19 protein-coding genes are annotated in these 23182 nt (G+C 53.9%); 12 read left to right on the top strand and 7 right to left on the bottom strand.

Annotated features, from left to right (window positions below; translation table 11 throughout):
- Positions 1-30: 30 nt before the first annotated feature.
- From IAE30_RS03650 to IAE30_RS03640, 3 genes are all read left to right on the top strand, one after another.
- Positions 31-1800 (top strand): iron ABC transporter permease, encoded by a 1770-nt coding sequence (locus IAE30_RS03650; RefSeq protein ID WP_200678079.1) that lies wholly within the window; start codon positions 31-33, stop codon positions 1798-1800.
- Complete coding sequence (locus IAE30_RS03645) at positions 1793-2863, top strand: ABC transporter ATP-binding protein (RefSeq protein ID WP_200678081.1); 1071 nt, start codon at positions 1793-1795, stop codon at positions 2861-2863. Before IAE30_RS03650 ends, IAE30_RS03645 begins: the two co-directional genes overlap by 8 nt.
- A 492-nt stretch (positions 2864-3355) precedes the next feature.
- Entirely contained in the window at positions 3356-3919 is a 564-nt protein-coding gene (locus IAE30_RS03640) for a methyltransferase domain-containing protein (protein WP_200678083.1), read from the top strand.
- A gap of 18 nt (positions 3920-3937) precedes the next feature.
- Here the strand turns inward: IAE30_RS03640 and IAE30_RS03635 are convergent, their stop codons facing one another.
- Positions 3938-4447: an SRPBCC domain-containing protein gene (locus IAE30_RS03635; protein ID WP_200678374.1), complete on the bottom strand. Its 510-nt coding sequence runs from the start codon at positions 4445-4447 to the stop codon at positions 3938-3940.
- 155 nt (positions 4448-4602) lie between these two features.
- On the opposite strand from IAE30_RS03635, the gene IAE30_RS03630 reads away from it, so the two are divergent.
- The gene (locus tag IAE30_RS03630; protein ID WP_200678377.1) at positions 4603-5502 is read left to right on the top strand and encodes a LysR family transcriptional regulator; all 900 of its coding nucleotides are present in this window, start codon (positions 4603-4605) and stop codon (positions 5500-5502) included.
- Here IAE30_RS03630 and IAE30_RS03625 read toward each other — a convergent pair.
- Positions 5499-6275 (bottom strand): ABC transporter ATP-binding protein, encoded by a 777-nt coding sequence (locus IAE30_RS03625; protein ID WP_200678085.1) that lies wholly within the window; start codon positions 6273-6275, stop codon positions 5499-5501. The genes IAE30_RS03630 and IAE30_RS03625 overlap by 4 nt on opposite strands.
- A gap of 209 nt (positions 6276-6484) precedes the next feature.
- On the opposite strand from IAE30_RS03625, the gene IAE30_RS03620 reads away from it, so the two are divergent.
- The 3 genes from IAE30_RS03620 (at position 6485) to IAE30_RS03610 (ending at position 9733) form a co-directional block, all read left to right on the top strand.
- Complete coding sequence (locus IAE30_RS03620; RefSeq protein ID WP_200678087.1) at positions 6485-7558, top strand: ABC transporter substrate-binding protein; 1074 nt, start codon at positions 6485-6487, stop codon at positions 7556-7558.
- A 10-nt stretch (positions 7559-7568) separates the two neighbouring features.
- Positions 7569-8576: an ABC transporter permease gene (locus IAE30_RS03615; RefSeq protein WP_200537635.1), complete on the top strand. Its 1008-nt coding sequence runs from the start codon at positions 7569-7571 to the stop codon at positions 8574-8576.
- A 107-nt stretch (positions 8577-8683) separates the two neighbouring features.
- Positions 8684-9733, top strand: coding sequence for a PLP-dependent cysteine synthase family protein (locus IAE30_RS03610; RefSeq protein ID WP_200678089.1), 1050 nt, complete (start codon positions 8684-8686; stop codon positions 9731-9733).
- Between the two features lie 119 nt (positions 9734-9852).
- Here IAE30_RS03610 and IAE30_RS03605 read toward each other — a convergent pair whose 3' ends face one another.
- Positions 9853-10911: an ABC transporter substrate-binding protein gene (locus IAE30_RS03605; RefSeq protein ID WP_200537631.1), complete on the bottom strand. Its 1059-nt coding sequence runs from the start codon at positions 10909-10911 to the stop codon at positions 9853-9855.
- A gap of 209 nt (positions 10912-11120) precedes the next feature.
- On the opposite strand from IAE30_RS03605, the gene IAE30_RS03600 reads away from it, so the two are divergent.
- Positions 11121-12269 carry an acyl-CoA dehydrogenase family protein gene (locus IAE30_RS03600; protein ID WP_200678091.1) on the top strand — a complete coding sequence of 383 codons (1149 nt, stop codon included), beginning with the start codon at positions 11121-11123 and terminating at the stop codon, positions 12267-12269.
- A gap of 217 nt (positions 12270-12486) precedes the next feature.
- Positions 12487-13455, top strand: a complete 969-nt coding sequence (locus IAE30_RS03595; protein WP_200678099.1) for a nickel/cobalt transporter — start codon at positions 12487-12489, stop codon at positions 13453-13455.
- A 123-nt stretch (positions 13456-13578) separates the two neighbouring features.
- On the opposite strand, the gene fhuE is transcribed toward IAE30_RS03595, so the two are convergent.
- Together fhuE and IAE30_RS03585 are read right to left on the bottom strand one after the other, a co-directional pair.
- Positions 13579-15783, bottom strand: a complete 2205-nt coding sequence (fhuE, locus tag IAE30_RS03590; protein WP_200678101.1) for a ferric-rhodotorulic acid/ferric-coprogen receptor FhuE — start codon at positions 15781-15783, stop codon at positions 13579-13581.
- A 361-nt stretch (positions 15784-16144) separates the two neighbouring features.
- Positions 16145-17026, bottom strand: coding sequence for a LysR family transcriptional regulator (locus IAE30_RS03585; protein ID WP_045832733.1), 882 nt, complete (start codon positions 17024-17026; stop codon positions 16145-16147).
- Between the two features lie 136 nt (positions 17027-17162).
- Between IAE30_RS03585 and IAE30_RS03580 the strand changes: the two genes are divergently transcribed.
- From IAE30_RS03580 to IAE30_RS03570, 3 genes are all read left to right on the top strand, one after another.
- Positions 17163-18293: an L-dopachrome tautomerase-related protein gene (locus tag IAE30_RS03580; protein WP_200678103.1), complete on the top strand. Its 1131-nt coding sequence runs from the start codon at positions 17163-17165 to the stop codon at positions 18291-18293.
- A gap of 328 nt (positions 18294-18621) precedes the next feature.
- Complete coding sequence (locus IAE30_RS03575) at positions 18622-19917, top strand: CitMHS family transporter (RefSeq protein WP_200678105.1); 1296 nt, start codon at positions 18622-18624, stop codon at positions 19915-19917.
- A gap of 219 nt (positions 19918-20136) precedes the next feature.
- Positions 20137-20538, top strand: a complete 402-nt coding sequence (locus IAE30_RS03570) for an H-NS family nucleoid-associated regulatory protein (protein WP_045814638.1) — start codon at positions 20137-20139, stop codon at positions 20536-20538.
- 97 nt (positions 20539-20635) lie between these two features.
- Here the strand turns inward: IAE30_RS03570 and IAE30_RS03565 are convergent, their stop codons facing one another.
- Both IAE30_RS03565 and IAE30_RS03560 read right to left on the bottom strand, forming a co-directional pair.
- Positions 20636-21835 carry an aminotransferase class I/II-fold pyridoxal phosphate-dependent enzyme gene (locus IAE30_RS03565; protein WP_200678114.1) on the bottom strand — a complete coding sequence of 400 codons (1200 nt, stop codon included), beginning with the start codon at positions 21833-21835 and terminating at the stop codon, positions 20636-20638.
- 18 nt (positions 21836-21853) lie between these two features.
- Positions 21854-23152 carry an LLM class flavin-dependent oxidoreductase gene (locus IAE30_RS03560; RefSeq protein ID WP_045814636.1) on the bottom strand — a complete coding sequence of 433 codons (1299 nt, stop codon included), beginning with the start codon at positions 23150-23152 and terminating at the stop codon, positions 21854-21856.
- Between the last annotated feature and the right edge of the window lie 30 nt (positions 23153-23182).

Raw genomic sequence — 23182 nt, 5'->3', positions numbered from 1 at the left:
CTCGCCTCCGGTGTTTGACAGGGTTGGCATATGACCAGGTTACTGAAAAAGTGGCAAAGTTTGCCACGTGCATTGATTGTTCTGATCACCGCATTGGTTATTTACGTGCCGCTGATGTTTATTGTGGTACAGAGTTTTCTTTCGGCGCCCTTCTTTGCCAAAAAGAAAGCGCTGACGTTCGGTTCATTTGAGTTTATTTTCTCTGATCCTGATTTTTATAAGGCGCTGGAGTCTGGCTTTATTCTGGCGTTTGGTCTGGTGATCATTGCCATTCCGCTCGGCGGTATTCTGGCTTTCCTGATGGTCAGAACCAATCTGCCAGGACGCCGCCTGATTGAACCATTGATTCTGGTCCCGATATTTGTTTCACCGATGGTGCTGGCCTTTGGCTATGTGGTTGCCGCCGGGCCAGTGGGTTTCTTGTCTCAGTGGGCGAATCAGCTGTTTGGCGTGGTGCCGTGGAACATCTATTCGATGACCAGCATTGTGGTGATCGCGGGACTAACACATGTGCCGCATGCCTATCTCTATATCTCATCAGCACTGCGCAGCGTGAGCTCAGATGTGGAAGAAGCGGCGCGAACGGTGGGTGCCTCACCCTTGCAGGTGATGACTTCGGTCAGCCTGCCGATGGTGCGCCCTTCGATTCTGTATGCCTGCGTGCTGCTGTTCTTTCTGGGACTGGAAGTATTCGGCCTGATGCTGGTGTTGGGCGATCCGGAAGGCAACATGGTGCTCGCCACCTACCTGTATAAGCTGACCAATAAGCTCGGCACCCCGTCTTACCACCTGATGGCCGCTGTCGCCGTGGTGCTGATCTGCTTCACCGTGCCCCTGGTGATGCTACAGCGCTGGCTGATGCGTACCGCCAACCGTTTTGTCACCATGAAAGGCAAAGCCTCACAAGCCCGCGCCCTGCCGCTGGGTAAATGGCGCTGGATTGCCGGTGCGGTGGTGTTGACCTGGCTCACCGTCACCATCGGCGTGCCGCTTCTGGGTGTGGTGATGCGCGCTTTCATCTCTCACTGGGGTGTCGGCGTCTCACTGTGGGATGAAATATCCTTCGCGACCTTCCGCAGTATCTGGGATCAACCCAATCTGTTGCGTGCCATCGTCAACTCGATGCTGATTGGCGTCATTGGTGGCGCGATTGCGGTGATCTGTTATCTGTTTGTGGGTATCGCGATGCACCGTAAACAGGATCAGGTTACGCGCTTCCTGGATTACAGCGTGCTGGTACCTCGCGCCGTACCGGGGCTGTTAGCCGGTCTGGCTTTTCTCTGGGTATTCCTGTTCATCCCGATGTGGCTGGATCAGTCACTGAAAAATGGTTGGCTCTCCAGCCTGCCGGTTGCCGACTGGCTGCGCGAGAACTTTATCGTTTGGCTCCGTTCGTTGCGTCAAACCATCTTTAGCGTCTGGCTGGCCTACACCGTGGTGTGGATGGCTTACGGATTACGTCTGATTTCATCAACGCTGTTGCAGGTCGGCCCGGAACTGGAAGAGGCCGCGCGCAGCGTGGGCGCGACTCCCGGACAGACCACGCGCCATGTGACCGTGCCGCTATCACGTCACGGCCTGATAGGCTCGTGGCTGCTGATGTTCCTGATTTTTGAGCGCGAATACTCAACGGGCGTTTATCTGCTGTCACCCGGCACCGAAACCATCGGTTCAATGCTGGTTTCACTGTGGTCTGCGGGTGCCATTGATATCGTGGCTGCGCTCTCCCTGATTAATATCGTGCTGGTGGTGGTCGGCCTCGGCATCGCTTTACGCTTTGGAGTGAAATTACATGATTGAATTATCGGTAGATAACTTGCATCTGATGTACGGCGATAATCCGGTATTGAAAGGCGTATCAATGCAGTTGAAAAAAGGCGAGGTGGTTTCACTGCTGGGACCGTCAGGCAGCGGCAAGACCACCTTATTGCGCGCCGTGGCGGGTCTGGAAAAACCGTCACAGGGGCGTATCACTATCGGCAAAAATGTGGTGTTTGACGGCACGCCAAAAAGCGAGATTCCGGCCGAAGAGCGCAATCTCGGCCTGGTGTTTCAGTCCTACGCGCTGTGGCCGCACAAAACTGTGTTTGAGAACGTGGCCTACCCGCTCAAGTTGCGCAAAGTGGCCACAGCAGAGATGAATCAACGCGTTCAGGCGGTGTTGGATCAACTGGGTCTCGGGCATCTTGGCAAACGCCATCCGCATCAGCTTTCCGGCGGTCAGCAGCAGCGCGTGGCGATTGGTCGAGCGCTGGTCTATAACCCGCCCGTGATTTTGCTGGATGAGCCGCTCTCCAACCTGGATGCCAAATTGCGTGAAGAGGCACGCGTGTTTTTACGCGAGCTGATTATTCGACTCGGATTATCTGCCTTGATGGTGACGCACGACCAAAATGAAGCCATGGCGATCTCTGACCGCATTCTGCTGCTCAACAATGGCGTGATTGAACAGCAAGGCACACCGCAGGAGATGTACAGCCAGCCTTCTACGCTGTTTGCCGCAGAGTTTATGGGTAGCAACAATCGTCTGCACGGCAAAATCACCCACGTTGAAGGCGGGCGGGCTCGTATTGCCGGAGCGAAATGGGCGCTATGGGGTAAGCCGAGCGGCGAGGTGCGTGTTGGGCAGGAAGGCACAGCGGTGATACGTGTCGAGCGTATGAATGTGGCTGACACCACGGATGATAACGCGCTCGAACTGCCCCTGCTCACCAGCATGTATTTAGGCGACCGCTGGGAATACCTGTTCCGTACCGAAGGGGATGATTTTGCGTTGCGTGCGTATGGCAAAGAGTTCCGCGGCAATCAGCGCTTCCGCGTCTCACTGCCCAAAGAGGATCTGTGGATTTTCGCAAAAAGCTAATTCCGACCTGACCAGGTTGCCCCCTGCCGCGCATCTGCGGCAGGGGGAAAATAAAAGTCATCTATATTACACAAATTAACCAACAATATTTTTCGCATCGTGCAAGCCCGGCGAAAATATCTAATGAGGTTGCTGGAGAGCGTCATTTATAGAATACTGTTGCGCCATAAATGTTTTCATGTCCAGGATGGATTGATGTCAGCTTTCCCTTTTTATATCGCTTTGTTTTTACTGGTGTGCGTTGCCCTAGTCTGGAGCGGGTTAATTCTGGACCTGTTTGGTATGCGCTGCTGGATGCACCAGCTGACTGACTTTATGGAAACCCAATTAAAAGGGCCCGACTCCTTTCAATAACGAATATCTCAGTGAATTCCCACCCAGAAATTTCCTTGACATGACAAGTTTGTCATCTGGCGCTAAAAAATCACGGCTTTAAGCTTTGCTTAAGAAATTGATGGTTGAATCACCTCCAATAACCCGGAGGTAATAATCGTGATCACGACGACGTATTCATTACTCAAAGAAAAAACCCGCTATTTACAGGCATTTTTCGCCAACCCGCGCGCATTTGGTTCAATCGCACCCTCTTCTTCCGCGCTGTGTCGCAGCATGTCAGGGGCCGTAAACTGGCAGCAGACGCAACGGATTGCGGAACTCGGCGCTGGCGATGGTGTGCTGACACGTCATTTACTGCAAAGCATGAGAGCCGATGCAACGCTGGCGGCATATGAAATCAATCCGCAATTAGCCCATAAGCTTAATGCGTTCAACGATCTGCGTTTGACGGTGCACACTGATTCAGCAGAAAAGTTAGGCACCGGCTACGATGCGATTTTCTCAGGTTTACCGCTGCTATCCCTGCCGCAGGCGCTGCGTGAAAGGATGATGATACAAATCAGTCGTGCACTGAATCCCGGAGGCGTGTTTGTGCAATTTCAATATACGTCGCTGTCGGAACCCCTCTTGTCACAGCATTTTTACTGGACGCGCACACGCGTAATGCGCAACCTGCCACCGGCCTTTGTTTACCGATGCCAGGCTGCGGTCATGGCGTAGGGGTTGCCCGGCGTTGTGTTAACGCGCTTTCGCAGCCGCAACCAGTTCATCCAGCCAATCCTGATGACCGTTGATCATCGGATTGGGTTTAGCATTTGCCAACTCAACCGCAGGCTTGCCATTTTGCGTTTCTTGGGTCAGGATGCGCACGCGATTGTCAGAGAGATCTTCAATCAGCCAGGCATGCAGGACATCTAAGCGGTCGTCGCTGCCCACTTCACCCGCCCAACCGTGCCAGGAAACACGGGCCGCTTCACCGACGACGGGCGCCACGTACTCGGTGACCTGCGCTTCCACCGGGAAGCCAAAGGTTTCGAAATAAAAGCGCACGCCCTGCTCCAGTTCGGGGCCTTTGTTATCATAGAAACGCGCATTCGCCGAGTTCTGATAATAGGTCGGCCAGAGTGACGGCGTATTCAGCAGCGGCCAGATATCCTGCGTGCTCAACCCTTCAACGATCACTTCATTGGAACAGTAGTTATCGCTAAAGCCCGGTACAAAACCCTGCGGCCAGTTAATCGCGTTCATTTTCATTTCATATTCTCACCGTAATTAAATCGTGGGTGGAGTATCCGACCGCCCATGAAATAAGACCAATCGCCATTATTTATTTGTAATATACGTTTTCGTGATATCTGGTAGCTGCGTATGATGAGGTACTGCCACGCCAACTCTGGAAGATGATGAAAACCGATATTCGCAACCTCGACCTCAATTTGCTCAAAGCGCTGGATGCCTTACTGGATGAGCGCAGTGTTACCCGCGCGGCTGAGCGCTTAGCCCTGACGCAACCGGCAGTCAGTGGCATGCTAACCCGTCTGAGAGAGTGTTTTGATGACCCGCTATTTACACGGGCACAGCGCGGCATCGTCCCGACGTTGCGGGCTCTGGAGTTGGCTCAGCCTGTGAAAGCCATTCTGGCAGACGTCTCGGAGTTGTTGCTGCCCATCACCTTTGATCCAGCGACGGCGGAAATGACGCTGAATATCGCCGCCACGGATTACGCTTTACGTGCCGTAGTGGTTCCTTTTATGGCGGCACTACGTGTGCAAGCACCGGGCATTCGCGTCGCGGTGCTGCCGGTCAACAATGAACAGTTATCCCTGCAGTTTGAACGCGGAGACATCGATATGGCGCTGATTACACCGGATACTGCGCCCGTCGACCTGCACGCCAGGCCACTTTATCAGGAAGAGTATGTGTGCCTGATGCGTGAAGACCATCCCCTTGCTCAGCCTGATGCCCTGACGCTTGATAGCTTTTGCGCCCAGGATCATGCGTTAGTTTCCTATACAGGAGGGCGATTTCAGGGTGTCACCGATGAGGCGCTGGCATTAACAGGCCGGTCGCGACGCGTGACGCTCTCGGTGTGCAGTTTTCTGGTCCTGCCGGAAATCTTGCGCATCAGTGATTTAATCAGCGTGGTGCCTCGTCGCTTGACGCGCGATCTACCCGGTCTGAAAATCCTGCCGCCGCCGTTAACTATTCAGGGTTTTAGCAAAATCGTCGTCTGGCATGAGCGTACGCACCGCGATGCCGGGCACCGCTGGTTGCGTGAACTGCTATTTTCCATTGCCATTTAAGCGGCGGCGCGATCGGTGCCCAATAAATCCAAAATTCGGCTGCGTAACGCCACAAGTTTTGGGTCATCGCGGCGGCGCGGCCAGGGGAGGTCCACCTCAATCACATCCACCACTCTGGCCGGACGCGGGCTGAACACCACCACCCGATTGGCCATCACCAGCGCCTCTTCAACATCATGGGTGACCATCAGCGTGGTGAACTGCTGCTCCTGCCACAGATCAACGATTTCCTGCTGCATGCGTAGCCGCGTGAGAGAATCGAGTTTGCCCAGTGGCTCATCAAGAATGAGCAGACGTGGCACATTCACCAGTGCGCGTGCCAACGCTGCTCGCTGGGCCATCCCGCCTGACAGCTGATGCGGCCAGGCACGGGCGAAATCCTTCAGGCCAACGCGATCCAACATCGCGTTAATCCTTTGCGCTCTAACGGCTCTGTTTTCGCCGCGAATTTGCAAGCCAAGGCCTACGTTGTCATACACCGTGCGCCACGGATAGAGCGTGGGATCCTGAAACACCACGACGCGGGAGGGATCGGGGGCGGTGATGGCTTTGCCCTCTTCCGCCAGCAAACCGCTGGCCGGAGGTTCCAGCCCGGCGAGTAAGCGCAATAAAGTCGATTTACCGCAACCGGATGGCCCTAATAGCGCAACAAACTCGCCGGCTTTCACCTGTAAATTGATATTCTCCAGCACGGGTAATTCACTGCCTTCAAGCGTGAAATGGTGATTCACTTTTTCAATGGCAATATTCACGCCCGCAGAGTTCATGGCCATATTTCGCTCCCGCTAAAATAATAATGAGCCGATTGTTATCAGAAAATAACCATAAGCGGCTCTCTCGCCTCATTGAAATAGCCATTTCGGCAAACCTATCCGTCATTTTTCATAAAGAAAAACTGCATGACCTCATGCGGGATTGTTATTTGGTGGCAGGAAATCGTTAAGCGATAGTGCCCCTGATCTTTAATGACAAGGAAAGCAGAATGGCAATGCAAAATTACTTTCTGAGCCGGCGCGCATTATTGCGCGGTCTGGGTTTATTCAGCGCGGGTGTCGCGGTGAATCCATTGTTGAGCAGCCCTGTTTTCGCTGACGACAAACCGCTTAAAACCATCAAACTGGCGTGGGGGCAAACGGCGGTGTGTCAGGCACCGATCTCCGTTGCCCTGAAACAGGGTTTCTTTAAAAAATATGGTCTTAATGTCGAACCGGTTAACTTCAGTGGCCCGACCGATGCGCTGCTGCAGGCGATCGCTACCGGGCAGGCCGATGGCGGCATCGGTATGGCGCTGCGCTGGTTGAAACCACTGGAACAAGGCTTTGACGTGGACCTGACTGTCGGCACACACGGTGGCTGCATGCGGTTACTGACGCCGCAGAATAGCGGTATTCGCGATGTGAAAGACCTGGTGGGTAAATCCGTCGCGGTCAGCGATCAGGCCAGTCCGATTCGCAACTTCTTCGCTGTGCAATTAGCAAAACAGGGCATCGATCCGGATAAACAGGTCAACTGGCTGCAATATCCGCCCGATCTGTTTGGTGAAGCACTGCGCAAAGGCGAAGTCCAGGCACTGGCCACCGATGATCCACAGGGCTGGCTGCTGAAAAAACAACACAACCTGCTGGAAGTCGACAACAACCTGAAAGGTGAATACGCCAGCATGACCTGCTGTGTGCTAGGGCTGCGTGGTTCGCTGGTGCGTGACGATCCAGCGACCGCCCGCGCTATCACTCAAGCCATCGTTGATGCACAGCAGTGGACTGCCGATCATCCCGCCGAAACCGCCAAAATATTCCAGCCCTTTGTGCCGGGGTCGGTGCCAGTAGATGACATCACCGCGATGCTCAAAGAGCACACCCATCACCATCACTCCACCGGTGCCCAGTTGCGCAGTGAAGTCGCGACCTATGTTGAGGAACTGAAAAAGATCAATGTGATTCGCCCGGATACCGATGCGAAGCAGTTTGCCGAGCACTATGTGCCGCAACTGTTGCCTGCCGAATCCGCCCATCAGCACGCCAGTAACATGGCGCACATGAGCAACATGTCGAGTTAAGGAGAGAATCATGGCCAGTGAAACCCTCACTATTGCCCAACACCGCGCCGCACCGCGCCGCCTGCAACCCGCCGTCTGGGGTGCGCTGTTACTGTGGTGGGCGTTGGTGGCGCTGATGGTGGCGGTACCGGATAAGCCGCAGGGTTTTGCTGCCCCGCGCTTTGTCGATCAAACCCATGAACTGTTTGCCGGCATTGCGCTGTTGCTCACCGTGCTGACGATTGCATCAGGCGTATTTCCGCGCCTGACGCTGCTGACACCGTTAAAACGCAGCGGCCCGTGGTTGATTGTGCTGGCGTTGCTGATTGGCGTGTGGGAAATCGTGACCGGGAAACTGGCACTGTTGCCCGCCCCCTTCTTTGCACCGCCGCGCGCACTGGTCGAAGCCTACGCCACTGACTGGCCTCGTCTGTTAGATAGCGTGCTCAATTCGCTGCGTCTGCTGGCCTTTGGTTTTATCTACGGCAGCGTGGTGGGCTTTATCACCGGCGTGGCGATTGGCTGGTCACGCGGGTTGGGATATTGGGTGCACCCGATTTTGCGCTTCCTCGGTCCCGTGCCGTCCACGGCGTTGCTGCCGCTGTCGCTTTATTTTTTCCCTTCCAGTTTCTCCGCAGCAGTGTTTCTCATCGCACTGGCGACCTGGTTCCCGGTAACTGTGCTGACCTGGTCTGGCGTTTCCAGCGTCGATACCCGTTTTTATGATGTGGCACGCACGTTGGGTGCCAATTCGATGTTCCTGGTGCTACGCGTAGCCGTGCCCGCCGCGCTGCCACACCTGTTTGTGGGTTTATTTATGGGGCTGGGCGCGTCGTTTTCGGTACTGGTCGCCGCAGAAATGATGGGGGTGAAATCTGGCCTGGGCTGGTATCTGCAGTGGGCCCAGGGCTGGGCGGCCTACGCCAATATGTATGCCGCGTTGATCGTGATGGCGCTACTGTTCTCTTCATTGATCTCCCTGCTGTTCCTGGTGCGCGACCGTCTGCTTTCATGGCAGCGCAGCGCGGTGAAATGGTAACGATTGGCCGATGTGCCCGATGGCGCATCGGGTTGAAACGCACACCACATCTGAGGGGCCGTCAATCATGACGACTCACGCAGGCTACTCCACCACAGAGGTGAACTATGGTTGCAAAGATTTCCTCGTCGATCACAGAACTGATTGGTAATACGCCGCTGCTGCGGCTCTCGCGCTACACGCAGCAGCAAGAGATTCAGGCCGAACTGATCGCCAAGCTGGAGTTGTTTAATCCCAATCACAGCGTCAAGGATCGCATCGCCCTTAGCATGATCGAAGCCGCAGAGCGCAATGGCACCATCAAGCCAGGCGACACCCTGGTTGAAACCACCAGCGGCAATACCGGGATTGGATTAGCGGCGATTGCAGCCGCCAAAGGCTATAAATTCCGCGTCTATATTAATGATTTTGTCAGTATCGAGCGCACGCAACTGATTCAGGCTTACGGTGCTGAAGTGGTTCCGTTCAGCACCATTGAAGGATTTAGAGAATTTTATGAAGCCAGCAATGGCGATTTTGTCGCCGCCACCAAATGGCTGGCAGAAAAAGTGACCGCCGCTGAACCCGAGGTGCATTTCCTGCTGCAACTGGAGAATCCCGCCAACCCGGCAGTGCATGTTCAAACCACCGGGCCCGAAATCTGGCGCGACAGCGGTGGCAAGCTGGATATCTTCATTGCGGCCGTGGGAACCGGCGGTACGCTGTCCGGAACCGGGCGCTACCTGAAGCAGCAATACCCTGGCCTGCAAGTCATCGCAGTGGAGCCAGGCGTGGGTTCACAGCCCAGTGAATTGCGCCCGGAACCGCTGGAGATCACCGGCGTGCACGCCTTTAGCAATCAGCCGCCCGAACGTATCCCGGCGAATTTAGATCATCGGGTTTATGACGAAGTGATCGCCGTGGAAACCTGGCAAGCGTATGCGGCGGCGCGTCAACTGGCACTCAGCGAAGGTGTGTTAGTCGGTGATTCTTCCGGGGCCGTATTGTGGGCGGCGGAACAAGTGGCAGCGCGACCGGAAAATCACGGCAAACGCATCGTACTGCTGCTGGCAGATGGCGGCAGCAGTTACCTGACGACGCAGTTGTTTGCACATCAGGTGCCTGCTGAGACCTTTAAGCTGGCGAATGCGATTCAAACATCGCAGAAGATTGCCTGATTCGCTGAGTTTCATTGATTAGAATGTCATTTATTGCGCATTCCTCAGCGATTATGCTGCTCGATGAATGCGCGATAAATCACCCCGCTTCGACAAATTGCTTGATGTCAGACGGCCTCTCACACCAGCACATTGCTGGTGATTCCCTTTGCGAACAGCAACGGATCGGTTTCTGGTCGTAATACGTTGATGGCTTTCAAATCGCGCGCATAAACATCGATTTCTTTGACGAATGCATTACCCACCGAATAGTGGCCATGGGTATGGGTTTTCAGTACGCTGGCGATCTCCTGCGGCGTAGTATTCAATGCTTGTCCATTAAACTCACTGCCGATGGCTTCCGGATGCTGCGCAGCGTAGGCATGCGCTTGCAATATCGCGTGAGTGATTGCGGCAGCCACCTCCGGCTGTTCGCGGATGAGACTGCCGCGCGTGCCGACCACGCAGCAACTCAGGTTGGCGTACTCATCCATCAAATTGGTGCCGACTTCGCGGTAGCCCGGTTTCTGTGCCAGACGCCACATAATCGGATCTGAGCCGCTGGCGGCCTGAATCTCCCCTTTCTCAAGCACCATCGGCAGCAGATCTTGCGGGAATACACGCCAGTTCACATCGGTATTCGGGTCAACGCCGTGTTTTTTTAACATCAGCGAGAAGAAGTTTTTATCCGCGCCAGCCATATCCGTGACGCCGATGGTTTTGCCCTTTAGCTGCTCCAGCGTAGCGGGACCCTCATTGCGCGCTAATAAGCGCATGCACCCACCGTGTGTGCCTGCGGTCAGCTTGACATCAAAGCCCTGCTCCAGCGCCTTCAACCAGCGCAACGCCATGCCAACTGCCGCTTCTGCTTTCCCGGTGGCAATCGACTCCAGCAGTAATTCGGTGGAGTTACCAAAGTTAACGAACTCCACTTCAAGGTTATGCGCCTTGAAAAAGTTATGCTGATCGGCCACCACAATCGGTGCCAGGCAGATGGCATTGAGGTTTACCGCGAGGCGAATGTGCGTGGGTTTCGCCAGCGCCCATTTGCCCGCACCACCCTGCAACAGATCGCCGGACATTGGCATATTATGCATCTGCTCTTCGGCAAAACTGCGTCCCGGCAAAGTAGAAGCCATCATCGCCGCTGCGGAATACCCAATAAAGCGACGACGTGAAAGTAAATATTTATCCGACATTTTTTACTCCCAAAAATATATGCAGATGAATGAGTGAGTGTTGTAATAATGCATTTCAGGAGCAGGCAGAGTAATCGTAAATTAATGCTTCAACCAGATACGGAATTATGCCGATTATGCATGTGCTAAGCGGTTTTATTGCTTTTACAGCTTTGCCATATCAGGAAACAATCGACCTTATGTTATTCAGAGATAAATAAGGTTTCTCAATGGCAAATAACACCCCTTTTCTCGCTGAAATATTGCCAGCCCTCACCGGGCGATTGGCTGAACATGCTGAGCAGGTCGATCACAGCGGCGAATTTCCCCGTGCGGCTTTCACGCATTTACGTCAGCACGGATTGTTGCATTTCGCTCTGCCCGCTTCTGCCGGCGGTAGCGGTGGCGATTTACGAGAATGCCAGGCGATTATTCAGGCGGTAGCGCGCGGTGAACCCTCCGCAGCACTGATTTTGATCATGCAATATCTCAACACGCGGCGGCTGAGCGAGGAATCTGACTGGCCCATTAGTGTGCGCGAGGCTGTAGCGAACAGCGTGGTAACCCAGGGCGCGTTGATCAATGCGCTGCGCGTCGAACCTGAACTGGGTACGCCAGCGCGCGGCGGTTTGCCTGCAACCCGAGCGCGGCGCACCGCCGAGGGCTGGCGCATCAGTGGTGAGAAGATTTACTCCACCGGCAGCCATGGGTTGAGTTGGTTTCTCGTTTGGGCCAGTAGCGATGATGCCGATCCTCTGGTCGGCGGCTATCTGGTGCCCGCCGATGCGCCAGGCATTCGAATTGTCGACGAGTGGGATCATCTTGGCATGCGCGGCACCTGTAGCCATCGCGTGGTGTTAGATGAGGTGTTAATTCCGCTCAATCACGCGGTCAACGTTGCGCCCTGGAGCACGCCGAAAGCAGGGCTAAATGAAGAGGAGTCTGTGTGGATGGCGGTGCTGTTAGGCTCGTTATATGACGCGATAGCCCAAAGTGCACGCGACTGGTTTATCACCTTTTTGCAGCAGCGCATCCCCGCTAATCTCGGTGCGCCGCTGGCCAGTTTGCCTCGATTTCAGGAGTTGGTAGGACGCGTCGAAACTTTGCTGTTCACCAATCACACGCTGCTTAACAGCGCCGTTCTGGGTCAGGTGACCAGCAGGCATACGGCACAAATCAAACAAGTGGTCACCGAAAATGCGATTCGAGCGGTTGAGCTTATGGTGGAAAGCATCGGCAATCATGCGCTGACACGTCATCATCCGTTACAACGTCACTGGCGTAATGTTTTGTGTGGCCGTATTCATACGCCGCAGAGTGACGCCATTTTTACGTCCGTGGGCAAAGCCGCCCTGACTGCTGTGAGGAGCACGTCATAACACTAAGGTTACGAAGATGACGTAGGCACTGATGCTTTTGAGCCACATTGATGCTTTCATCATCGCCAACCTGTGTCATCACGTATATTGGCTCCTGGCTCCTGGCTCCTGGCTCCTGGCTCCTGGCAGCGTCCAGATGACTTCCGCCTTACACCCTATAAAATCGTTATAAAATCCTGCATGCTGTGAGTTTTCAGGGCCGCGATATCTCATAGCTATGACTGCCACCAAAACCGGATTTACCCTTGCAGCGCTGGCGATTGTCGCTGCGCTCGCCGTGCTGTTTTCCCACTGGACGGCGTTTCTCGCCTGGTCGCTACAAACACAAATCCAACTCCATCGCTTACTGGTCACGCATCTGCTGCAAATTAACAGCGGGCAATACAGCGCAGGGTTGTGGTTGATCGGCGTGACCTTCATCTATGGCATCTTGCACGCGGTTGGCCCCGGACATGGCAAATTTATCGTCACCACCTGGCTTACTACCCATCAACCACCGCGCGGTGTAGCGCTGAGCGTGCCGTTTCTCGGTAGCCTGGTGCAGGGTCTCAGCGCCATCGCGTTTGTCTTCATTCTTGCAATTGGCTTTAACCTGACCACGGGCGATCTCAGCACCAGCCGCTGGTATCTTGAGAAAGCCAGCGCGCTGTTTATCGCCGCGTTGGGCGTGATGATGATGGTGCAAGCCTGGCGCGGTCGCAGTCAGCATCGGCATACGCATCAGTATCAGCTTCGGCATGAACCTAAGCATGAGCATGAGCATGAGCATGAGCATGAGCAGCATCATGCTGGCTGCGGTCATCATCACGGCATTACTTTGGAATCAGTGGATAACTGGAAAGCGTGGATCGGCATTATTATTGCCACGGGCGTGCGGCCTTGTAGTGGCGCACTCACGGTGCTGCTGTTTGCCAGCGTAATTGGCATCACCCGTTGGGGCATGTTTGCGGTCATGACCATGGCACTCGGCACGGGTATGGCGCTGGTTGCACTGGCCCTGTTTGTACGCCATTTTCGTCATCGTGCGGGAGAATTATGGTTGGCTGAGTCATCGCCACGCACACAGCAAATACTCGGGATGATACGTATTGCTGGAGGCGCTTTGCTGATCTTATTTGCGCTGGTGCTGTTTTTAACCGTGGTGCCCATCAGTGCTAATGGAGATTATATTGCGGCAGGATGCTGAGGAATATTGAGGGGTTCAAGTGAGCAACGCCGGGCCGGCATCCTTGCCGATCCTGCCAGTGATTCGCGAACTTAACCGCGAACCTGGCACAATGCGCATTGCTGCGCGCCCGAGAAGTTCACATTAGAAACGGTAAGACGCGGTGACTGAGAAGTTACGCGGCGTACCATAAACGATCCCGCCATTACCGACGTTTTTGTCATACTCTTTATCGAACAGGTTGTTCAGGTTAGCCTGCAGAGTAACGTTCTTTGTCACGTCGTAGCGCGCGAACAGATCCACCAGCGCATAACTGCCCTGACGCGCTCGCCAGGTACCGACACCTTCCGGACCAGTGATATCCTGGTAGGTCTTCGACTGCCAGTTCACACCGCCACCCAGCGTCAGCTGATCCAGCATCGGCAGACGGTAGCTGGTGAACAGGTTGAACGAAGTGCGTGGCAACTTTGAGTTGTAGTTCTCACCCTCACGATCTTCGGCGACATAAGTCGTGCCGCCGAAAGTCATCTGCCAGTTGTCCGTCAGTGCACCGTTCACTTCAAACTCAACGCCTCGGCTCACGACACCACTCTTACCTTCAAAAATTTCGTTGCCTGACGCCGTGTATGTTCCGGTGCTCACTGGCGCGTTATCCAGTTCAGTGCGGAACACCGACACCGAGGTGGTCAGTCGGCTGTTCAGCCAGTCAGATTTCACACCCGCTTCGTAGTTTTTACCGATGACCGGGTTAAGGAATTGGCCGGAGGCATCCTGGCTATCCTGCGGCTGGAAGACCGAAGTGTAACTGGCGTAGGCTGACCAGTTATCATAGAAGTCCCAGATCAAACCACCGTATGGCGTGATGTTGTTTTCTTCCTGCCGGGTGGTTAAACCTTGACGATTCCAGTTGGTATAACGTGCGCCTAAAATGGCATGCAGCGGATCGGCTAACGTAATGCGAGTGGCAAGATAGGCCGATTTCTGACGCACCAGTTGCGTATCAGACGCTGGGGTACGAGGGTTCCAGTCGGACTCAGGATAGTTCCCGTTGTAGTCGTAGAAATTGCCCAACTGATCGGGTGAAATGTTGGTCCAGGCGCTGTAATACTTGTTGTCCTGACGGCTGTAATTCACCCCCAGCATCAGCTCATGCTGGCGGCCAAACATTTCGTATGGACCGCTGGCAAACGCATCGACGGAGTCCACTTTGCGTTTACCGGTGTTGTAGCCGGTTCCGCCTACCGCATCATAGTTGTAGGAAGGATCGTACTGGTTAACGAGCATACCGGAATCTTTATTCACATAGCCGTCGATATACAGCTGCTTACTGTCAAGGAACATCTCGTTGTGTGTGCCGTTAAGCGTGATGTTCCAGCCGTTATCGAAATTCTGTTGCAGGTTAACGAAGACTTTTTTGTTTTCTTTGTCGTTATACGCCCAATCCGTTGAGGTATTGTAGCCGCGACGCAATTTCACCTGTGAACCATCGGTATACCAACGTGGCGAACCACCCCACATGGGTGAGTCGGTATTCACCTGGGTAAACTCATAGCCCACAGACAGCTTGGTTTTGTCGGTCAGGTCAGCATCCACTACACCGTAGATGAATTTCTTCTCGAAACCATAACGCTCGATAAAGCTGTTTTTATCTTCGTATCCCGCTACCACGCGGCCACGCACATTGCCTTCAGGCGAAAGAGGCGCGGAAAGATCGGCGACGTAACGTTGCTTATCCCAACTGCCGTAGCTCGCCTCCAGGTTGCCGGTAAACTCCTTGCTGTCGGCGTGCTTACGCACCATGTTGATCGAGGCGGACGGGTTGCCAGGCCCAGTTAACAAACCGGTAGCACCACGCACCACTTCAACGCGCTCATACAGCGCCATATCGGTTTGGGCATCCCCCAGGTTCCAGCGCGAAGCAAACGCCGTTGGAATACCGTCGATCATGTAATTATCGATGATAAAACCGCGCGAATAATAGTTAGTGCGATCCATATCGCCGCTGACACCTCTGATACCTGTGGTGTTCGACAGGACGTCATTCAGGGATTGCAGTTGCTGGTCCTGCATACGTTGCTTGCTGACAATGCTGACCGATTGCGGAATATCACGCGCGGTTAATGCCATTTTGGTGCCGGCACGAGTGACCGGAACGCTGTAATCTTTTGCTGCCTGCTCTTGCTGCGCATCGCTGCTGGCGCTGGCATCCACCATCAGAGTTTGTTCTGTGTTAGTGCTATCAGCGGCCTGGGCAATACCTGATGCCACCATCATGGCAAGCAGAGAGACACGCAAGGCACGTTGCGGCGCAAGGCCAGATTCCCTGACGCGCTTTTCTTTGAAAGACATAATATTCCTCAATCACTTATCGTTATTTTGTGTTGGCGGCATAGCTGCTGACGTCTGTTAGATCCAGCCATAAATAACGTGCTGAAAAGGAATATCAGGATGAGGTATTTCCCGACTGCGCCCTCCTGGCGCAAACAGAACGACTGTAAAAATGCCGTTAAGAAAGCAAATGAGAAATATACGCATTAAGATTAGTATTGCAAGAAATTGTTACCTGTTATCTGACAATTTCACATTTAGATAAATCCTTATTCTTCAATGATTAATAATTCAGGTCGGTTATTTTCGGTCATTATCACGCAGGTTATTGGAGCAAACCTGTGATAAATCACAGGTTCTCGTCATGATGGTGTTCCAGGGATCACCAGGGCCAGCGTTTTTCCGCTAAATCCACCAGTAAACGTGACGCGGGGGAAAGCTCACTGAGTGAGCGGAATTGCCAGCCAAAAGTGCGAGGCATCATCACCAGCGGCAGCGGTATTTCAATTAACTCGCCGCCCTCACCTTTTAATAATCGTCGGGATAGAAAACTCAATAATTGGGTTTGCGCCAGTACGGCTCGCAGCGGTGACAGCGTGTTACTTTCCATTTGCGCCCGCGGCGGAGCATAACCCCCGCTGCGTAAGCGTTGTTCCAGCCACTGGCGCGTCGCGACGTTGTCTGAAGGCAACAACCAGTTATATTCATCAAGCTGTTCTGGCGTTGGATGAATATTGGCCAGCGGGTGATGGCGGCTGGCGGCAATCACCACCGGATCCTCAATCAGCGGACGGGTAATAAACTCGCTATTCCCCTGTGGTAGAAAACCGAGAATCAGATCGACCTTGTTCTCACGCAGTAACTTTTGCAGCAAATCATTCATCCCGACCGTCACTTCGAGTCTGGCGGTGGGGGCTTTGTGCAACAGGTCTTTACTGAGCACTGGCAGCATAAATTCCGCTGCCGTGGCCGCTACGCCCAACCGGATGACGCCCGCCGTTCCCGCACCCAGCGCCTGTAAATCCTGTCGGGTGACCTGCATCATGTGCACGACTTTTTGAGCACGTTCACAAAGTAACAGTCCCGCTTCTGTGAGTTGCATCCCACGCCCCACCTTGAGAATTAACCGCGTGGCGTAAAACTTCTCCAGACGCTGCAGACATTTGGTTAATGCGGGCTGAGTAATACCAAGGGATTGCGCCGCTTTACCCAGATGCCCCGTCTCCTTCACCGCCAGCAGATAATGCAGATCTTTCAGTTCCATTCATTCCCACCAGGAATCAATTAATAAAATTCAGAGAATATAATTTATCACTCTACGCTGCCAGGATGGAATGACATTAACAACAGAGCAACAGGCTGTTCGCGTCACCTTGTGGCGCTTAACAAGGGAGTAAAGGATGAAACATTCATTGAAAGCACTGGTCGCGATGATCGCATTGGCCAGCAGCGCACAGATACTGGCACAAGATACACTGCCTGTGACGTTACCGACGCAACAGGACAGTCGTCTGGAGCAAGTCGCTACCTCACCGCGCGTGTGGAATGGCATTACCGTCAGTCATGACAACCGTCTGTTCGCCTCGTTAACGCAATCGGAAGGAGCGGGTCTGCAGCTGGCAGAAGTGATCAACAATCAGCTGAAAGCGTTTCCCGATGAAAGCTGGAACCAGTGGAACGCTAACGATCCGGAGCATCATTTCTACCACGTGAATGCGTTGCGTATCGGCCCGGATGGCGATCTGTGGGTGATGGATTCAGGCAATAAAGGAATCGGTACCGGCGATCAGGCCGTGCCCGGTGGCGCCAAGCTGGTCCACATTAGTCTGGCCACTGGCAAAGTGTTGAACAGCTATGTGTTTAAGGCACCGACGCTGCAACCCACCAGCTATCTGGATGATGTGCGTTTTAATGGTGATTTCGCCTATATCACCGATCCGGGTGCGGTGGGATTAGTGGTGCTGAACCTGAAAAGTGGCAAAAGCTGGCGGGTGCTGGATAACCACCCGCTCTCGATTGATCACCAGCCGATTTATGCGGATGGCAAGAAGTTGATTCTGCGCGATGGCCGTGAAAAACGCGTGGGTCTCGATCAGCTGGAAGTTTCGCCGGATGGCAAATGGCTCTATTACCAGGCGATCCCGGGGCCGCTGGCTCGCATTGAAACCCGCTATCTGAATGACAGTACCCTTTCGGCTGCAGAAGTGGCGAAGCATGCGGAGAAAGTGCGCGAAACCTGGAGTACCGGCGGGACGGCCATCGATGCCGCGGGCAACATTTACGCTTCGGATATCAACACCCGCAGCATTAGACGTATTGCGCCCGATGGCAAAGTCACCACCGTGGTGCAGGATCCCCGCCTGGTGTGGATCGATGCGATGTGGGTATCTGACGGCGCACTGTGGATGCCGTCCGGACAGATCAATCGCACGCCCGCGACCACTGGCGGCAAACCGTCAACCGTGGAATATCCGGTTAAGCTATACCGTTTGCCGTTACCGATTAAGCCTTCGCCGCGGGATCATCAATAAAGCATAGCGTTTCACGCTATTTAGCGCGGTGTTCACGCCGCGCTTATTCACTGTTATCTCTAATGATCAACAGGAGGAAATAACACCCAGATAAATCATCACTGTTCGCTATTTTAAATTTATTAAAACTAAGAGGTTACGCACATATTTCGCGTAAACCTAACCTTGTGCCTGCCGAAAAAAACGCTGGATAATATTCCCAGATAGACGAGGTTGCAGAAGGTTAATTTGAACAATAAATAATCATTCGCTGTTTTTTATTTATTTCGAACACGTTGCGTTTGCTACCCACAAACGTGCTCTATCCCTCCGGACAGGAACCCTCGTCATGCTGCTGATCATCAGTCTGCTTATGATAATCTGCTTTATTGGCTTATTAATGAGCAAAAAGCTTTCCGCTCTGACTGCATTAATCCTTATCCCTACGCTATTCGCATTGTTATCTGGCCATGGCGCGGATATGGGTGCCATGGTGATCAAAGGATTGCGTACCGTCGCGCCCACCGGCGTAATGTTGATATTCGCGATGCTCTATTTTATGAGCGTAACGGATGCCGGGATGTTTGATCCGATTATTAAACGGATTGTGTCTGCCGTCGATGGTGATCCGGTGAAGATATTTGTTGGCACCGCACTGCTCGGCTTTATTGTCGCCTTAGATGGTGATGGCGCGACAGTGTATATGATTGTGCTTTCCGCCTTTATGCCAATATATGAGCGTATCGGATTATCAAAACTCAGCGTTGCCGCCCTGCTATTACAGTGCACCGGGCTGGGCAATATGTTTCCGTGGGGTGGCCCTACGGCGCGTGCAGCGGCCGCTGTTCAGGCTGACGTCTCTACTCTGTTTGTCCCGCTGCTGATTCCGCTGCTGGCCTGTGTGGCATGGACCTTTATACTGGCGGTGATGCTCGGCAGAAGTGAACGCAAGCGTTTGGGATTCCAGCAGCCTATCCCGGTGGATCGCGCCGCGATGCAGTTCGAAGAAAAAAGCTGCGTAGCCTGGCGTTTCTGGTTTAACTGGGCACTGACCATTGCACTGATGACCTTCCTGGTGCTGGATGTGATGCCCATGGCGTACCTGTTTATGCTGGCCACCGCCATCATGTTCGTCGTCAATTATCCGCAACTCAGCCAGCAGCAGGAACAGATCGGCCGCCATGCGCCCGCCATCCTTGCCGTCGCTGGATTGATCTTCGCTGCGGCGGTGTTTACCGGCATTTTTGCTGAAACCGGTATGGCGAACGCCCTGGCTCAAGCGATTGTGCACACTATCCCTGCGTCGCTGGGTCCTTACCTTGCGGTGATTACCGCCTTGATCAGTATTCCCGTTACCTGGATGGTATCGAATGATGTGTTTTATTTCGGCATGCTGCCGGTGCTGGTGCAGGCTGCGGGACATTATGGTATCGAACCGATTGAAATGGCACGCGCCGCCCTGGTCGGTCAACCGGTTCATATTCTCAGCCCACTGGTGGCCTCGACCTATTTATTGGTCGGCATGCTGAAACTGGATTATGCGCAGACACAACGGTTCACGCTGCGTTGGTCATTTATTACCTCGATTGTATTATTCGTGGTCGCACTGATCACCGGTTGCTTTCCGTTTTATCGCAGTCTATAGAATATATTCACTCCCCTTGTAGCCGCAATTTTTTGCGGCTACGCCCTCGACTAACTTGAGTGAAATATCTGCTTTGTGTTTTATTGTTCGATATAGACACAATCTGCTGAAAGCTTATTTTCCGGACAATTCTGCATTATGCGCAATATTTTCATTTGATAAAAATTAACGTAGAATGCCCCCTTTCATCTTCGTTATAAAAGTTATAAGGGTTTATTCATGAGCGATGCACTCAAAGCATTGAACAATCTTCGTACACTGCGTGCCCATGCGCGTGATGTTGAGATTGCGGTATTAGACGAAATGCTGGAAAAGTTCGCCGTGGTGGTTGCAGAACGCCGTGAAGAAGCGGAAGCGAATAATGCCGCTCAGCGCGAAAAAGAAGAAAAACTGGCGCTGTATAAAGAGATGCTGCTGAATGATGGCATCGATATTAGTGAATTAACGAAATTAAACCAGGGCGAAACCAAACCGAAAGCGAAACGTGCGCCACGCCCGGCGAAATATAAATTCATCGACGAAAACGGTCATGAAAAATTCTGGACCGGCCAGGGCCGTACTCCATCGCCAATCAAATCCGCTTTAGACGCGGGCGGTTCGATGGATGATTTCCTGATTTAACCTATCAAAAAAAGCTGCCACTTTTTACAGTGGCAGCTTTTGCAAATAGGGCTTTAAGTGACGAACGCTATACCATTCCTGGCGACCAATTAACTCCCTATTTCAACGCTGCACAGGCCTTCGCAATTCGTTTTCCGGCTTCGCGCACGCTGTCGATATCAGTGGCAATAGACAGGCGGAAATACGGCGATAAGCCATACGCGCTGCCCGCTACGCCGGACACGCCGCTTTCCAGCAGATAATTCAGCACATCCTGCTCGCTCTCCAGACGCTGACCATCTGGCCTTGTTTTGCCCAGCAGCCCGGCACAGCGACAGAAGATAAAGAACGCCCCCTCAGGATTCAGCACCTCAATACCTTCTACCGGGCGGAGTTGCGCCATAATCGCATCCCGGCGATCCTGATAGGCCGCGCGCTGCGGTGGCAGGAAATCCAGCCCACCGTTTAACGCCGCCACTGCTGCCGCCTGAATGATCGCGCTGGCACCCGAACTATTCTGCGACTGTACCACCACCATGGCATCAACCAACGCTTGCGGACCAGCACCAAAGCCGATGCGCCAGCCGGTCATGGCATAGGTTTTCGACACGCCCCCCACCAGCAGAATGCGATCGGCTAAATCTGGCGCTACCTGCAACAGGCTAACGTGTTCACGTCCATCAAACAGAATGTGTTCATACAGTTCATCCAGCATGGTCCACACGTTGGGATGGTCACGCAGCACTGCCGCGAGGGCAGTTAACTCTGCTGCGTTATATACCGCACCGGATGGATTACCGGGATTATTCAGCACCAGCCAGCGGGTTTTATCGGTGATCGCTTGCGCCAGCTGCTGCGGCTGCAGTTTATATTCCTGCTCCAATGGGCAGTCGAGCAGCACCGCGTCGCCGCCGTTAAAACGCACGCTATCCGGGAACGTCGGCCAGTACGGCACTGGCACAATCACCTCGTCACCGTCATTTAAAGTGGCAGCAAAGGCATTGAAGATGATCTGCTTCGCCCCGTTGGCAATGCAGATCTGCCCTAATGCATAATCCAGCTGATTTTCCCGTGCCAGCTTGGCCTGCACCGCTTTACGCAGCGGCGTGGTGCCATTAGTCGGCGTGTAGCGGGTCTCACCGTTATTCATGGCTTCTGTCGCGGCATCGCGGATGTGCTGTGGTGTATCAAAATCCGGTTCACCGGTGGTGAGATCCAGAATATCTACGCCCTGCTCTTTCAGCTGGCGCGTCAACTGGCGCGCCGCGGCATTGGCAGAGAGCGACACGGACTGCACACGCTTTGATAAGGTGACCATAATCAGCTCCTAAAAGGTTTACAGCGCGGGCAGACCGAGGTTCTCGCGCAGCGTGGCGAATTCGTAATCATCGCGGAACAGACCACGACGACGAAGTTCCGGGATCACCAGCTCGACAAACAGATCCAGTTGCTCTGACATGATGGCAGGCATGATGTTGAAACCATCGGCTCCGCCCTCTTTCAGCCACAGCTCAAAGTCATCGGCGATGTCTTCGGCGGTGCCAACAATCACGCGGTGACCACGCGAACCGGCAGCCACAGCGGCCAGCTCACGCAAGGTCAGGTTTTCGCGCTTCGCCATATCCGTCATCAGCTTGACGCGACTCTGATTACCTTCGCCGAGCGGGACTTCAGGGACTGGACCATCCAGCGGATACTGGCTCAGATCCATGCTGAAACGCAGCGACAGCTGACGCAGACCGTTTTCGATATCCACCAGCGTATTCAGCTCTTTCCACAGCGCTTTGGCTTCTTCGCGGGTGCGTCCGACAATTGGCATCACGCCCGGCATGATCACGACGTGATCCGGATTACGTCCGGCGGCAATCACCTGATCCTTCTGCGAACGGTAGAAGGTTTGCGCCTCTTCCAGACTGGCCGCAGCGGTGAAGATCACTTCGGCGGTTTCGGCCGCCAGTTTTTGCCCATCGGCGGATGAACCGGCTTCAATGATCACCGGACGTCCTTGCGGGGAGCGTGTAATGTTCAGCGGACCCTGTACCTGGAAGTGCTCGCCCTGATGATCAATCGACTTAATTTTGTCATTGACGAAGTATTCACCGGTCTCTTTGTTTGGCTGCACGGCCCCTGCTTCCCAACCTTCCCACAGCTTGTTGGTCACTTCGAGGAACTCACGCGCACGCGCATAGCGCTCGGCATGGTTTGGCATATCGTTGCGGCTAAAGTTACGTGCCACGTCGGTAGAGAACGACGTCACCACGTTCCACGCCGCACGGCCACGGCTGATGTGATCCAGCGACGAGAAACTTCGCGCCATAGTGAAGGGATCGCTAAAGGTGGTGGACGCGGTGGCCGCCAGACCAATGCGTTTGGTGTTCACCGCCAGCGCCGACAGCATGGTCAGCGGCTCAAGGCGCGCCATGGTCGATGGCAGACGGTACATGCTGGTCGCCAGCGCATCACCGACGAAGAACAGATCGAATTTACCGGCTTCGGCTTTTTTTGCGATGGTGATCAGCCAGTCAATGTCAGTGGGATCGCCGAGTTTTTCCGTGAGACGCCAGCCGCTGACGTGTTGCCCTACGGGTTGTACGAAGAGGCCCAAGCGGATGCGTTGTGGTTGTGCAGTAGCCATGAAGTTGTCCTGGTCAATAAAGAGGGTAAA

The organism is Pantoea sp. S61, assembly GCF_016625145.1.
Lineage (GTDB): Bacteria > Pseudomonadota > Gammaproteobacteria > Enterobacterales > Enterobacteriaceae > Pantoea > Pantoea rwandensis_B.
This window is presented reverse-complemented; position numbering and strand designations above follow the sequence as displayed.